Origin of the sequence: Ulvibacter sp. MAR_2010_11, assembly GCF_002813135.1 — a bacterium.
Lineage (GTDB): Bacteria > Bacteroidota > Bacteroidia > Flavobacteriales > Flavobacteriaceae > Altibacter.
This window is the reverse complement of the sequence record NZ_PHTY01000001.1, coordinates 731,169-746,192: the sequence shown is the minus strand read 5'-3', so window position 1 is coordinate 746,192 and position 15,024 is coordinate 731,169. Positions and strand designations below refer to the sequence as shown.

The window sequence follows — 15,024 nt, the reverse complement described above, 5'->3', positions numbered from 1 at the left end:
AAGGACTGTAAATGAATTCAGAAAAAATTATTTTAGGAATTGACCCCGGCACGACTATTATGGGCTTCGGACTCATAAAAGTGGTGAAAAAGCAGATGCATTTTATGCAGTTGAACGAGCTCATCCTTACCAAATACGACGATCACTACCTAAAACTGAAACTGATTTTTGAACGTACCATCGAACTTATCGATACTCACAAACCCGATGAGATTGCCATTGAAGCACCTTTCTTCGGAAAAAACGTCCAATCCATGCTCAAACTGGGAAGAGCGCAGGGAGTGGCAATGGCGGCCGGATTGTCACGGCAAATTCCCATCACCGAATATTCCCCGAAAAAGATAAAAATGGCCATTACCGGCAACGGAAACGCGAGCAAAGAGCAAGTAGCCAAAATGCTGCAAAGTTTGTTGCAACTCAAAGAACTCCCAAAAAACCTTGACAGCACCGACGGGCTTGCGGCAGCAGTTTGTCATTTTTACAATGGCGATAAAGTGAGCATCGGGAAAAGCTATACAGGCTGGTCGGCGTTTGTGAAACAGAATGATGATAGAGTTGATAAGTAGTGAGTAGTGAAGAGTGAGTTGTGAGTAGTGAGTAGTGAAGAGAAGAGAAAATAGAACAAAGAGAATAGAAAAAAGACAAAAGCGAACAGGAATTTGTATAGATAAACTTAAAACCAACTCAACAACTCAACAACTCAACGACTCAACGACTTAAACAATGAGCGGTGAAGCGTGTAGAGAAAAGAGAAGTTAGAAAAAAGAAAATAGACTAGTTTTACTCATAACTCATAACTTGTGAGCAGTGAGCAGTGAGCAGTGAGCAGTTAAGGGAAAAGGAAAGAGCGAAGAGGGTATTGGGATTGGAGATTAGTGAATTAGTGAATTGGTGAATTGGTGAATTTGAAAAGAGAAGAGAAAATAGAACAAAGAGAATAGAAAAAAGACAAAAGCGAACAAGAATTAATTTTATATGTAAGCTTAAAACCAACTCAACAACTCAACAACTCAACAACTCAACAACCCAAATCCCAAATCTAAAATCTTAATTCTAAATTCGTAAATCGTAAATCCCAACATGTCCGGCATCTACATACATATTCCCTTTTGCAAGCAAGCCTGTCATTATTGCGATTTTCACTTTTCTACTTCGATGAAGAAAAAAGGAGAATTGGTGGACGCTATTTGTACAGAGTTGATGCTTCGGAAAGATGAACTGCAAACTACAATTCAAACTATCTATTTTGGAGGAGGAACTCCCTCTTTACTCACTTCCGAAGAATTACAACAAATAATGGATTCGGTATATGCAAACTACACAGTTGCCGAATCGCCGGAAATCACCCTCGAAGCCAATCCCGACGATCTAACGGAAGCAACCATCCTGCAATTGTCCAATAGTTACATAAACCGCTTGAGCATCGGAGTACAATCGTTTTTTGAGGTAGACCTCACTTTTATGAATAGGGCACACAATGCTACCGAAGCGCTGGAGAGTATTAAAAATGCAACCCGGTATTTCGACAACATAAGCATCGACCTAATTTACGGTGTTCCGGGAATGACGTTGCAACGCTGGCAACAAAATCTGGAAATTTCTTTTTCGCTAAAGGTGCCCCACTTGTCGTGCTACGCTTTGACCGTGGAGCCCAAAACCGCCTTGGCTAATTTTATTGAAAAAGGAATAGTTCCTCCGGTAGACGATGCCTTGGCAAAGCAACATTACGAGCTGCTACTTAAAGAAACGGCAAAGGCCGGTTTCGAGAATTATGAATTTTCAAACTTCAGCAAACCCGGCTATCATTCGCAAAACAATACCGCCTACTGGCAAGGGAAGCCCTACATTGGGATCGGTCCTTCGGCACATAGTTACGACGGAAATACACGTAGTTGGAATGTAAACAACAATTCAAAATACATAAAAAGCATTCAGGAAGGAACGTTGCCACAAGAAAGGGAAACGCTATCGGTAACCGATAAATACAACGAATTCATCATGACGGGACTACGCACCAAATGGGGTGTTTCGCTTGAGAAAATTGAAACCGACTTCGGAAAAAAGTATAGAGAATATCTTTTAGAACAGGCTGCGATAGACCTTTCTGAAGGCCTGTTAACACTGCAAAACAATACGCTGAAAGTCACGCCGAAAGGAAAGTTTTTAAGCGACGGGATTGCGGCAAACTTATTCTTAGTAAATTTAGAATCCTAAAACAACCTATTTGAAGGCCACGATTCACATTAACGATCAATTAATAACTATCGACTTATCAAAACCCCTGGATATTTCCATTCAATTGCAGGCCTCGTCTGAAAATCCGCTGGCCTGGTACCTGGATGCTCCAAGAATCGAACCTGTAAAGATCGATGATTGGGTGGGGAAAATAAGTGAGGGCGCATCTGTCAATTTTAATAATATTTGGTTTAATCCGCATTCACACGGCACCCATACCGAATGCGTTGGGCATATTTCAAAGGAATTTCATTCGGTCAATGAAGCGCTAAAGGAGTTTTTCTTTGTGGCTGAAGTAATTTCAGTAGCACCACAAACTTTGGGAGAAGATTTAATTATTCCGAAGAAACAACTGATAACACTATTAAAAGGGAAGAATCCCGAAGCTGTTGTCATTAGAACCCTTCCCAATACCCACTCCAAGAAAAGCAGAAAGTACTCACACACCAATTGGCCGTATTTGGAAGAGGCAGCCGCCTTGTATTTACGGGAGTTGGGGGTGAAACATCTGCTCATTGATTTGCCTTCGGTTGATAAGGAGAAAGACGATGGAAAGTTATTAGCTCACAAGGCATTCTGGAATTACCCCAAAGCGCCCCGACACGAAGCCACCATCACCGAATTTATTTATGTGCCCAACAGTGTTAAGGACGGAGCCTATTTGCTCAACCTGCAGGTAGCACCCTTTAAAAATGATGCAGCTCCTAGTAGACCTGTACTATTTCAATTTTTATAAATGGAAATCACCCTCAAAATAGAAGAAGTGGCGCAATTCGGATTGGGAATTTTTTTATTCTCACAACTGGATTTTTCATGGTGGGTTTTTCCGGCACTTTTGTTACTTCCCGACATAGGAATGTTGGGGTATTTAGCCAATCCAAAAACGGGTGCCATTACCTATAACTTGTTCCATAACAAAGCTATAGCGATTGTCTTTTTTGTGGGAGGAATGCTTTTTTTGGGTGAAATGTATACCTTAGCAGGGGTAATTTTATTTTCACATGCCGCTATGGACAGAGCATTGGGCTACGGATTAAAATATCCCGACAGTTTTAAAAACACACATTTGGGCAGGATTGGACAAAAAACCAAAAGCGATTCCTAATGATAAAACAATTTACGTATCTGCTTCTTTTTTTAATTGGAGTCACTCCGTTAATCGGGTTTTCTCAGGACTACGAACGTATTGATGCCACTATTTTGTTGTACCCCAAAACCTTTGAAAAGGCCGAGGACTTGTCGAAGTTTATAAGTCGGGATTTTACCACCGACGAAGAAAAAGTACGTGCCATGTATTCGTGGATTATTCAGAATATCGCCTACGAACCCGATGAGTACAAACAATTCGATTTCAAATTTAAAAATTACAGAGAACGGAATCAGAAGGAAGAGAAAACACGGGAAAAAGTTATTTCACGTACCCTTCAAAAAGGAATTGCCGTTTGCGAAGGGTACGCCATGCTATTCGAAAAATTGTGCGAGTTACAAGGCATACAAAACTATCTGGTTCGCGGAGATACCAAAACCAATTTCAACGATATTGGTAGATCGTTTGCCAAAAATCATATGTGGAATGTCGTGTATATTGACGAGGAACCCTATCTCTTCGATCTTACATGGGGAGCAGGGAGATACAACGGGAAATTTATAAAGGAGCCTTCCTATTTTTATTACAAAACGGCACCGGGCTTGTTTTTTAAGACCCACTATCCAGAAATGCTCGAAGACGCCTATATCGATAATATAGTGACTAGAGAAGTATTTTCGACCATGCCACTTATTATTTCCGAAAGATTAAAAATTGAAGACGTGGAAGTACCGCTCAATGGAATTATTCGGGCTGAAGATTATTTCGATTCGGTCGCTTTTACAATAAACAACGCCAGTCCGTCTTCGGTAAGCTATTCCTACGGAAAGGAAAAAATTAAACTGGAAAGCTTTGAAAAATCACAGGGAAGAGCAAAATTTAGTATTCCCCTGGAATTGGGCGTGGAAAATCTCCTTATCTATTTCGATGACGAACCCGTTCTTGGGTATAAAATAAAGTAAGCATGAATATCGAAGATTTCAGAAATTACTGCCTCGCAAAAAAAGGTGTAACCGAATCATTTCCCTTCGATGTGCATACTTTGGTTTTTAAGGTTATGGGAAAGATGTTTGCTATATGCGGACTCGAACGCATCCCTTCCCAAGTAAATTTAAAATGTGATCCTGAAAGATCGGTGGAGCTGAGAACCAATTACGATGGTTTGATAAATCCGGGCTGGCATATGAGCAAATTGCATTGGAATACGGTGATTATCGAATCGAATCTCCCTCCAAAATTAATCACTGAGCTCATAGACCATTCGTACGATTTAATTGTACAGGGGCTTACCAAAAAGCTAAAGGAAGAATTGGCGAATTTATAAATTAAGTTTCCGCTAAACAATAAAATATTGCACGTGCATTGCATGACGCACGTGAATTTATGTTAATGGTCTGCCATTTGACATCAGCGCATTCGCTGCAAAACTTTTTATTCGGCAGTAGTGGGATCGATTATTTCCGACACTCGGCTTACCTTGTTTGCCGGAAATCCACCTTGCTTAGCATGGTCGCGTACCATCTCCTCGTTAGGAGCATTGTACACACAATAAATCTTGTCGGTAGTAACATAACTCTGAACCCATTGAATTTGAGGTCCCATCTTATTGAGTACTCCGCATGAAGTTTGTGAGATCCCCTTTAATTGGGCGGATGTAAGTTTACCCGCATTGGGAATTTCTCTTTCGATGACATATTTTGGCATAATACTAAAAATTAATTGCCTACTCCTTTGGTTTTTCGGTATCACCCCGTTTGAAATGTGGTTTCTGGTCTCCACCTAAAAGTTATTTAAAAATAATAAATTTAGCAATTCGAAAAGCAACTAAGACTCTGAAAATTAGTAAACTGACAATCTTTTACCTGAAAATAAAATTACTCAATAGATGGAAACCAGGTGGTAACACCGGAATTGATTTCGCGTTCGAAGTATTTATTGTACTAAATGTTTAAGATACTCACGAGGCGTTTGCCGCTTCAATTCCAGAAACTTTCTATTAAAATTTGAAACATTCTGAAACCCTGCCCGCTCCGAAATTTCGGCAATGCTAAGTTCTTTTTCGGTGTGTATCAGTTTACAGGCTTCCTCAATACGCAATTCATTTAAAAAGGTAACAAAGGTTTTTCGGGTACGCTTTTTAAAGTACCTGCAAAAGGCATTTTCGGTCATAGCCGCCTGTTCGGCAATATCTTTAAGGCTAACAGGATTACGAAAATGAGTCATGGTGTATTCAAAAATGGCACTCATACGTTTACCTTCGGTGTCCTTGTACTTTTTTTCTGAAACAAAAGAAGACAAACGTTCCTGTTGTGCCGTACTAAGGATTTTCAAGAGCTGTAAAAAAAGTAAAAACCTATCGAACTTCGAGGCCTTGAAAAGCTGTGCAAAATACCCGGCTATCTGTTGCTTTTTTGATGTTAATTTACACCCGTTTTCAGCCTTTTTAAAAAAGGGTTGCAGCGATTTTAATTCTTCAATTAAAAAGAAATTATCCCCAAAAGATGCTTCCGTAAAAAATATGGAAAGCATATGGGACTCTCTGTTTTTTGAAGTGTCACTCCTAAAAACATGCGGCAGATTACTGCCAAAAATCAACACGTCCCCTTCGGAGTAGGAGGTTACGGTATCACCAACCAATAAGGTTCCCACTCCCGAAAGGATCACACTAATTTGAATTTCTTCATGTTGATGTAAGTGCGAATAAAAGACAGGTCCTTTGTCCTCCTGTAATAGCAAAGTGTCACGTTTGGGCTTCGGAATGGTAAAAGGAAGTATCTTCATAATAGCATTATACTATTCAAAAATAAGACTAAAATTTATAAATAGGATAAGATAGTATCAGTATGTGATAAATATGCATTATCCAATCTATCGCGATTCAAATATATTTACAAAAAATTAGTAACCATGCATATAGAATGGAAAGGCGTTATGCCTGCAGTCACCACAAAATTTACCGAAAATGACGAACTGGACTTACACATGTTCAAAGTAAATTTAAAAGCCCAACTGGAAGCCGGCGTCCACGGAATTGTTTTGGGCGGAACCCTGGGAGAGGCCAGCACGCTTAGCGACGAGGAAAAACGAATCCTTACCCGTGAAACCGTTGCATTCGTAAATGGAAAGGTGCCGGTACTCATCAATATCGCCGAACAAACCACAAAAGGTGCCGTCGAAGCAGCCACAAAGGCGAAGGAAGATGGAGCGAGCGGCTTGATGATGTTACCGCCAATGCGCTATAAGGCCGGAGACCATGAAGTGGTCCAATATTTTAAAACCGTGGCCAACAGTACATCGTTGCCCATCATGGTGTACAACAATCCGGTGGATTATAAAATTGAAGTAACCCTCGAAATGTTCGAAGAACTGCTGCACTGCGAAAACATTCAGGCGGTGAAAGAATCCACTCGCGACATCTCGAACGTTACCCGCATCAAAAATAGGTTTGGCGACCGACTCAAGATCATGACGGGAGTAGACACGCTGGCGCTGGAAAGTCTGCTCATGGGAGCCGATGGCTGGATCGCCGGACTGGTGGATGCCTTCCCGGCAGAAACTGTGGCGATTTACGAACTGCAAAGAGTTGGCAGGATCAAAGAAGCCCTTGAAATCTATCGTTGGTTCCTTCCCTTGCTAGAGTTAGATATTAACCCTAAATTGGTACAAAATATAAAACTTGCCGAAGTGGCAACCGGAATCGGGACCGAACATGTACGCGCACCCAGATTGCCTTTGATGGGGGAAGAGCGTAAACTCGTTCTAAAAGTGATCGAACACGGATTAAAAACAAGACCTCAGTTACCCGATTATAAAAATTTGTAGCCTCTTTTGGGTGTTCCCACGCCCGGGCGTGGTCAGGCTCTCGGCACTCGCTTTTTTAGATTTCGCCAAACGCAAAATCCCAAAAAGAGCTCAAACAAATGCCTCCATCCTTAACACGGGAGAGCAGTGAGCGGTGAGCAGTGAATAGTTCATTAGAAGATTAGTGAATTAGCGAATTAGTGAATATGAAATAGTAATAAATTAGTATTACTAAAATCTAAAATCTAAAATCTAAAATCTAAAATCTAAAATCCCAAATCCCAAATCCCAAATCCCAAATCCCAAATCGTAAATAAGGAAAAGATACATGATAACAGGAAAAAATTATATAGGAAACACCAAATCTGCAAAGGGAAACCGAACGTACCAAACCTTCAATCCCAAGTTGAATCTGGAGAACGAACAGCTTTTTACCGAAGCAACCAATCTAGAAATTGACGAGGCGGTAGCTCTGGCTTCCGAAGCTTTTAAAAGTTTTCGCACCACGCCCGGACTAAAAAAAGCTGCTTTTTTAAACGCCATAGCCGATGAAATTCTGGCCCTGGACGACACACTTATTACCCAATATTGCACAGAAACCGGCTTGCCAGTAGGTCGTGCCATTGGAGAACGCGGTCGCACTGTGGGTCAGTTGCGTGCCTTCGCCGAACTTGTTACAGAGGGTTCCTGGGTAGAGGCTTCAATAGACACCGCCATTCCCAACAGAAAACCCCTTCCCAAATCCGACATACGTAAAATGCTCATTCCCTTGGGACCGGTAGTAGTTTTTGGTGCCAGTAATTTTCCACTGGCCTATTCCACAGCAGGTGGCGATACTGCCGCAGCATTGGCAGCAGGTTGTCCCGTAATCGTTAAATCTCATCCCATGCATGCCGGAACCGGAGAATTGGTAGCTGCAGCCGTTGTAAAGGCTGCAGAAAAAACAGGAATGCCTAACGGAGTTTTTTCTAACATTAACAGCAGTGGTATCGACATTGGGAAACGATTGGTACAACATCCCGGAGTAAAAGCAGTTGGCTTTACAGGAAGTATTCGCGGCGGACGAGCCCTATACGATTTGGCAGCGCAACGCGAAGAGCCCATCCCTGTTTTTGCAGAAATGGGAAGTGTAAATCCGGTGATTTTACTTCCAAAAGCATTGGAAAACAAAGGAACGGATTGGGCGAAAATATACGCCGGATCCATAACGGTAGGGACAGGACAATTTTGTACCAATCCCGGTTTGCTACTTGGAGTAAAGAGTAAGGCCTTAGACAATTTTGTAAAAACCCTATCTACCGAAATACTCAAATTGGAACCCACCTGTATGTTACACCCATACATTCACAACTCCTTTGAAAGCAATAAACAACGAGCTACCAATCAAAGAGGACTCGAAGTGGTTGCAAAGTACGATTCCGAAGTAGCAATCAATCACGCCAGACAAATGGTGGCAACAGTTGACGGAAGTATATTCCTCGACAATAACACCCTGCATCAGGAGGTGTTTGGCCCTTATTCCTTGGTAGTTCAGTGTGAAAACATGGAAGAATTAATTGCAATCGTATCGAAACTGGAAGGTCAACTTACGGGAACTGTTCTTTCTGAAGGAAATGAAGCTGCAAACTTTACCAAATTAATTTCAACCCTACAAAATAGAGTCGGCCGAATTATTTACAACGGAGTCCCAACAGGCGTTGAGGTATGTCCTTCTATGGTGCACGGTGGACCCTATCCTTCATCTACCGACAGCCGATTTACAGCTGTGGGCGTAAATTCCATCAAACGCTGGGTGCGTCCGTTCAGTTATCAGGATTGGCCCAACGAATTACTGCCGGAAGCACTTAAGAATGAAAATCCGCTGGGAATTTCAAGATTGGTAAACAACAAACAGTCTAAAGCAAAGATCTAGCTTATGGCCCGCAACACCTTTGTTTGTATCGATGCACATACCTGTGGCAATCCGGTTAGGGTGATAAAAGAAGGAGCTCCCATGTTAATTGGGACAAACATGAGTGAAAAACGCCAGCATTTTCTAAAAGAATTCGATTGGATCCGCAAAGGGCTTATGTTCGAACCCAGAGGACATGATATGATGAGCGGTAGTATGCTATTCCCGCCTCACTATCCGCAAAACGATGTTGCAGTTCTGTTTATTGAAACTTCGGGATGTCTGCCTATGTGCGGTCATGGAACCATTGGCACTATAACAATAGCCATCGAAGAAGGTTTGATAACACCCAAAGTTCCGGGACGTGTTCGAATGGAAGCACCGGCAGGCTTGGTCGAAATTGCCTACTCCATGAAGGGAAACAAAGTAGCTTCAGTAAAACTCACCAATGTAAAAAGTTATCTGGCAGCAGAAGGGTTGACAATCGATTGCCCGGAATTAGGGGAGTTGATTTTCGATGTTGCCTATGGCGGAAATTATTATGCAATTGTCGATCCTCAGAAAAATTTTGAAGGAATTCAGGCGTTTTCAGCAGGTAAAATCATTCAGTATTCGCAGATTTTGAGAAAACGAATCAATGAAAAATATCCCGGCCATTTTGTGCATCCTGAAAATCAAACCATTCGCGACGTGAGCCATTTGCTATGGACAGGTACTCCTTTAAATCCGCTGTCTTCAGGAAGAAATGCGGTGTTTTACGGGGAGAAGGCTATAGACCGAAGCCCCTGTGGAACCGGGACGTCAGCAAGAATGGCACAATTGTACGCAAAAGGAGAGCTTCAAAAAGGAGAAGAATTTATACATGAAAGTTATATAGGAAGTACTTTTATCGGGCGTATTGAAGAAGTTTCAACATTGGCTGGAAAAACAGCAATTATTCCCAGTGTAGAAGGTTGGGCGAAAATATATGGGTACAACACCATTAGTATTGACGACGAAGACGATCCTTATGCCCATGGGTTTTCTGTAATTTGACAATGAACTATAAAATGATTTATTTAGTTTTATAGTGAAAGTGAGCAGTGAGCAGTGAGCGGTGAAGAGAAGAGAAAATAGAACAAAGAGAATAGAAAAAGACAAAAGCGAACAGGAATTTGTTTTATATATAAACTTAAAACCAACTCAACAACCCAAAACCAACAACTCAACAACTCAACAACTCAACGACTCAACAACTCAAGAACTCAACGACTATCCCATGAAACACTGTATAATAATCGGCGGCGGAATTATCGGACTTTGTTCGGCTTACTATTTAAATAAGCAGGGACATCAGGTCTCAATAATCGATAAATCCAATATGGATGCGGGGGCTTCCTATGTAAATGCAGGTTATTTGTCACCCAGCCATATCATTCCCCTGTCTGCACCCGGAGTGATGAAAAAAGGTCTGCGATGGATGCTCAATTCCGCGAGTCCGTTGTATATAAAACCCAGATTTAAATCGGATCTATTAGAATGGTCATTGGCTTTTAACAGATCCTGTAATGCCAATCATGTTACCAAGGCGATTCCTGCCATCAAAGATATTTCCTTGATGAGCCAGGATTTGTACGACGATTTAAAAAACAGCAACGGATTTACATTTCATTACGAGAAGAAAGGGTTGTTGATGTTATGTCAGACAGATAAAATGCTCGAAGAAGAAGTAAAGACTGCACAGCTGGCTGCGAAAGAAGGGTTGGAGGCACATGAAATTAGTTTAGACGAATTAAAAAAGATAGAACCCTCCATAAATTTCAACGTGTTAGGAGCGGCTTATTATAAATGTGATTCGCATACTACCCCGAGTGAATTTATGCGGGATATGAAAGCCGAGCTTACCGCTTCAGGGGTTTCGTTTTTTGCAAATGAAAGTGTGGAGGATATCAATGTTAAGGCCGGGAAAATAGTTTCAGTCCTAACAAACAAACAGCTACATACCGCCGATGAATTTATATTGGCAGCAGGTTCCTGGAGTAATCTGCTGAGCAAGAAATTAGGTTTAAAATTATTACTGCAAGCAGGGAAAGGATATCGTATCAATACCGAAGCACCAACAGGAATAACCACTCCGGCAATTCTCGCTGAAGCCAAAGTTGCCGTTACTCCAATGAATGGTTTTACACGCTTCGCAGGCACTATGGAAATTGCAGGAATCAACGAAAAAATTAATAAGGTGAGGGTAGATGCAATTGCAAGAGCGGCTACAAGATACTATCCCGACATTCAACTTTCCGAAGAGGAAAAAAACAATGCTGCTTCGGGATTACGACCTGTTTCTCCCGACGGACTCCCATATATCGGGAAGTCGAAAAAGTGTGAAAATCTAACTATCGCAACCGGTCATGCCATGATGGGATGGAGTATGGGAACAGCAACGGGTAAATTGGTTGCTGAAATTGTGTCACAACAAAAACTATCCATGGATATTTCAGCCTTTCATCCCGACCGAAAATTTTAGCAAGACATATCGGCTACGATCTTCCATTCACCGTCAATCTTTTTGAAAATAATTAAAAATACGCCATTGGCATCACCTACACTTCGTTTAAGAAAATATTCACCCATCACCCAGTAACTGCCTTCATCAATTTGTGAGATATCGCTTATTGTAAAGTTTAGAGTCCCCGAATGTTCCTTGGTAGGATAACCTTTTTTATAGTTGTCCAGGGTTTGTTGCCAGCCTTTGGTTAAACCACTACTGCCGAAGAATTTTAAAGAATCGTTTTTCCAATAGCCTTGCATAAATCCTTCCAGATCGTTTGCAGACCATGCTTCTTCCTGCAATTTCATTACAGCCAGGATGGCTTGTTTATCTTCGGCTTCGGTTTGGGCATTGCTTCCAAAAGCGATAAGGAAACATGTAATCATCAGTAATTTTTTCATAATTAATAGTGTTGCATAAAATCTTCCAAGAAAACGGTTTTCAGTCTAAAGATAAGTTCTTTTGCGTTTTCTTTACTGAAAACCAGAGGCGGTTTTATTTTAAGGACGTTATAATCGGGACCATCGGTGCTCATCAAGATTCCTAAATCCTTCATTCGGTTGGCCAAATAGGAAGCATGATCGGCAAGCGGTTTTTTCTGTGAGTCGTTTAATTCGAAACCTAAAAACAGCCCTTCGCCCCGAACGTCACCAATAATTGGAAACTCCTTTTGCAGATTTTTCAGTTCACTTTTTAGAAACTCGCCAACTTCCAGCGCATTTTCCTGCAATTTTTCATCTTCAATAATTTCCAAAACGGTACGCCCTATGGCAGACGACACCGGATTTCCACCAAAGGTGTTGAAAAACTCCATCCCATTGGCGAATTTTTCGGCAACTGCCTTAGTACAAACCACGATGGCCAAAGGATGTCCGTTCCCGGCCGGTTTTCCCATGGTGACAATATCCGGAATTACATTGTAGAGTTCAAACGCCCAAAAAGTTTTCCCCATACGTCCAAACCCGGTCTGCACCTCGTCTGCAATACAAAGTCCGCCGGCCTCTTTAACGTATTGATACACTACTTTAAAATAGTTGGATGGTGGTACAATTTGTCCGCCGCAACTTACCATGGATTCGCCTATAAATCCGGCAATTCCCTTGCCTTCCTTATATAAACTGTCAATGTATTTTTTAGCGTAGTTGGCATAATCACTTCCCGCCGTTTCACCTGTGTATTTGCCACGATAAGCATCGGGAAGTGGGAGAATATGTGTGGTTTCCGGTTTTCCGCCTCCTCCTTTTCCATCGAATTTATAGGAGCTCACTTCCATCACGGCGTTTGTATTTCCGTGGTAACCCACTTCAATGGCGAGCATATCTTTTTGTCCGGTACAAGCTTTGGCCATTCGTATGGCCAATTCATTCGCCTCGCTCCCCGAATTTACAATATGCACCACCGACAATTCTTTAGGGAGTTTTTTGAGCAGGGCTTCGGTATAGGCGGTAATTTCTTCGTGCAGATAACGCGTATTTGTATTGAGAAGCGACATTTGCCGCTGCCCGGCAGCGACGACTTTGGGATGCTGATGCCCCACATGATTTACGTTATTTACGGTGTCCAGGTATTTACGTCCTTCAGTATCCATTAAATACACGCCTTCACCACGTACAATGTGTAAGGGAGTAGCGTAGGATAGGCTCAAAGCCTTTCCCAAATGCTCCTTTCGGAAATCAATTAGTTCCTTTTTTGGTTTTTCATATTGAGTGACCAAATCCTTGTTTTTAAACAGCAAATTAGGATCCGGACACATACTTTTCCAAATGGGCAACTGTTTTCCGTAGGTCACCCCCGGAAAGTCGATGGTGTAATCCAACATCGACAGCATTATCTGAAAATGCAGATGCGGCGCCCAGTTACCGTTTTCTTGTGGTATTCCCAACTCACCTATACAGACTCCTTTTTTTATTTGTTCACCCGGCTTATATTTTGTGGCACTCGCAACCGAAAGATGTCCGTAAAGCGTATAAAAAGTAATTCCGTCTTCGTGGTGCTTTAAGATTATAAGTCCGCCGTATTCCTTAAACCCTGCGTCGTTGGTAGCAGTTACAACTTCTCCATCGAACAAACTGTGAACCGGCGTTCCGGCGGGCAACCAAAAATCTACTCCCAGATGAAAGGTTCTGCTTTCGGGGCCGTTGTTGCCTTCTTTATCGTATGAAGTTGCGGTATAGAGCGGTCGCGGCTCACAATAACCTCCTGCGATTAATTTGTCGGAATGTTCTTTTTGTAATGCATCAATTTTAAACTGAAATAAGTCCAGATCGTTAAACTCTGTCTGACTCCCCATCCAGGGACTTGAAACTTTGAGATCTAAAAGTTGAATGGCTTGCTTGTTTTCTGAAGGAAATAATTCTGAAAAACTAAAGGTGTTGTCAACTGCCCATTTTTTAAATAGTGCTTCCGAAGGATGCGCACTAAAACCACAGGCGAATCGGAAACTGTAATGGGCAAATTCGGCATTGACATTCCTCCATTTTTTAAGCAAGTCCCAGGCGTCGTTTTCACTTATTTGCAAATAACGGTTTTCGGGTTCTTTGGATTTATTGATGGCCGATTTCGTCACTGAAATCACCAAACGCATAGCGATGGCATTGTATAAATGTAAAAGCTCTTCTTCGTGTAAAGGAAACTGGGAATGATAGCCTTTTACAATGGGAAGGGCAGCTTTCAGCGGATCGGGGTGTTTCATGATGGCGTAGGCACAGGCTACCGCCAAATCGTTAATTATTTGTGTATGAACTGCATCTCCAAAATCGATTATCGCGGCTACAGTCGGATTTATAAGCTCGGGGCTAACAATAATATTGTTGTCGTTCGCATCATTCTGAACCACGCTTTTTCGAAGGGTTGCATAGGAATTTTGCGTTGTTTCAAAGCGATCTTGAAAGTAGGAAAGGATTTCTTTTTCTTCGGAATGGAATAAGTGTAAGTGGTTTTTTGTCCACAAGGAATGTGCAATGTCCCAATCGAATGTCCTATGTGCTTCGGGATGCTCAAATCCTTGTAAAGTATTAGTTGTTGCACCGCATTGCTTCCCGAGACTAAAACGCAGCTCGTCCAATTGCGGATTCACTTCGCTCCAAACCCTACCGGGAATCCAGCTGAGAAGGCGTACTTTACGAATGTTGCCGGCGGCGTCGGTTATCTCCGAAATTAGATTCCCTTCCTTGTTTTGAATGATTCTTGGACTGTTGTTCTGTGAATTCTTCAGCTCAAGATGCTGTAAAACCTGTTGCTGAAATTCTAAATAGTTATCATTTTCATTAGGACGAGAAATTTTCAGGATATAGCTTTCAGAAGTTTCAGTTTTTATTCTGAAATTGAAATCGATTTCGCCCGGAAGTGCGGTTACTTCCCCCGAAATAGTATAAAGTGATTGCGCTATTTCCGAAGCTTCATTCAGGCTTATTGTGGGTGTCATATAAGTGTCCTTAGCGTAACAATATTAGGCAAAAAAGTTTGAAGCCCGAAGCCAAAACT

General features: G+C 41.7%; 14 protein-coding genes. 10 read left to right on the top strand and 4 right to left on the bottom strand.

Annotation, left to right across the window (positions count from 1 at the left end; all coding sequences use genetic code 11):
- The first annotated feature begins 11 nt into the window (after window positions 1-11).
- From ruvC to ATE92_RS03525, 6 genes are all read left to right on the top strand, one after another.
- A complete protein-coding gene (gene ruvC, locus ATE92_RS03550; protein WP_100804345.1) occupies window positions 12-566 on the top strand; it encodes a crossover junction endodeoxyribonuclease RuvC in 555 nt (184 codons plus the stop codon).
- 514 nt (window positions 567-1,080) lie between these two features.
- Window positions 1,081-2,214 carry a radical SAM family heme chaperone HemW gene (gene hemW, locus ATE92_RS03545; RefSeq protein WP_100802386.1) on the top strand — a complete coding sequence of 378 codons (1,134 nt, stop codon included), beginning with the start codon at window positions 1,081-1,083 and terminating at the stop codon, window positions 2,212-2,214.
- 10 nt (window positions 2,215-2,224) lie between these two features.
- Window positions 2,225-2,971: a cyclase family protein gene (locus tag ATE92_RS03540; RefSeq protein WP_100802385.1), complete on the top strand. Its 747-nt coding sequence runs from the start codon at window positions 2,225-2,227 to the stop codon at window positions 2,969-2,971.
- Window positions 2,972-3,340 carry a DUF4260 domain-containing protein gene (locus tag ATE92_RS03535; protein ID WP_100802384.1) on the top strand — a complete coding sequence of 123 codons (369 nt, stop codon included), beginning with the start codon at window positions 2,972-2,974 and terminating at the stop codon, window positions 3,338-3,340.
- The gene (locus tag ATE92_RS03530) at window positions 3,340-4,284 is read left to right on the top strand and encodes a transglutaminase domain-containing protein (protein ID WP_100802383.1); all 945 of its coding nucleotides are present in this window, start codon (window positions 3,340-3,342) and stop codon (window positions 4,282-4,284) included. Before ATE92_RS03535 ends, ATE92_RS03530 begins: the two co-directional genes overlap by 1 nt.
- A gap of 2 nt (window positions 4,285-4,286) precedes the next feature.
- Entirely contained in the window at window positions 4,287-4,646 is a 360-nt protein-coding gene (locus ATE92_RS03525; RefSeq protein WP_100802382.1) for an MmcQ/YjbR family DNA-binding protein, read from the top strand.
- A gap of 107 nt (window positions 4,647-4,753) precedes the next feature.
- On the opposite strand, the gene ATE92_RS03520 is transcribed toward ATE92_RS03525, so the two are convergent.
- On the bottom strand, window positions 4,754-5,026 hold the full coding sequence (locus tag ATE92_RS03520) for a DUF4242 domain-containing protein (protein ID WP_100802381.1): 273 nt from the start codon (window positions 5,024-5,026) through the stop codon (window positions 4,754-4,756).
- A gap of 228 nt (window positions 5,027-5,254) precedes the next feature.
- Window positions 5,255-6,103, bottom strand: coding sequence for an AraC family transcriptional regulator (locus ATE92_RS03510; protein ID WP_100802379.1), 849 nt, complete (start codon window positions 6,101-6,103; stop codon window positions 5,255-5,257).
- 126 nt (window positions 6,104-6,229) lie between these two features.
- On the opposite strand from ATE92_RS03510, the gene ATE92_RS03505 reads away from it, so the two are divergent.
- From ATE92_RS03505 to ATE92_RS03490, 4 genes are all read left to right on the top strand, one after another.
- Window positions 6,230-7,144, top strand: coding sequence for a dihydrodipicolinate synthase family protein (locus tag ATE92_RS03505; protein ID WP_100802378.1), 915 nt, complete (start codon window positions 6,230-6,232; stop codon window positions 7,142-7,144).
- Window positions 7,145-7,451: 307 nt separating this feature from the next.
- Window positions 7,452-9,035 carry an aldehyde dehydrogenase (NADP(+)) gene (locus tag ATE92_RS03500; RefSeq protein WP_100802377.1) on the top strand — a complete coding sequence of 528 codons (1,584 nt, stop codon included), beginning with the start codon at window positions 7,452-7,454 and terminating at the stop codon, window positions 9,033-9,035.
- Between the two features lie 3 nt (window positions 9,036-9,038).
- Window positions 9,039-10,049: a 4-hydroxyproline epimerase gene (locus ATE92_RS03495; protein WP_100802376.1), complete on the top strand. Its 1,011-nt coding sequence runs from the start codon at window positions 9,039-9,041 to the stop codon at window positions 10,047-10,049.
- Between the two features lie 223 nt (window positions 10,050-10,272).
- Complete coding sequence (locus ATE92_RS03490; protein ID WP_100804344.1) at window positions 10,273-11,517, top strand: FAD-binding oxidoreductase; 1,245 nt, start codon at window positions 10,273-10,275, stop codon at window positions 11,515-11,517.
- Here ATE92_RS03490 and ATE92_RS03485 read toward each other — a convergent pair.
- Both ATE92_RS03485 and ATE92_RS03480 read right to left on the bottom strand, forming a co-directional pair.
- Window positions 11,514-11,942, bottom strand: a complete 429-nt coding sequence (locus tag ATE92_RS03485; protein WP_100802375.1) for a DUF4440 domain-containing protein — start codon at window positions 11,940-11,942, stop codon at window positions 11,514-11,516. The genes ATE92_RS03490 and ATE92_RS03485 overlap by 4 nt on opposite strands.
- 2 nt (window positions 11,943-11,944) lie before the next feature.
- On the bottom strand, window positions 11,945-14,965 hold the full coding sequence (locus ATE92_RS03480) for an aminotransferase class III-fold pyridoxal phosphate-dependent enzyme (protein ID WP_100802374.1): 3,021 nt from the start codon (window positions 14,963-14,965) through the stop codon (window positions 11,945-11,947).
- Between the last annotated feature and the right edge of the window lie 59 nt (window positions 14,966-15,024).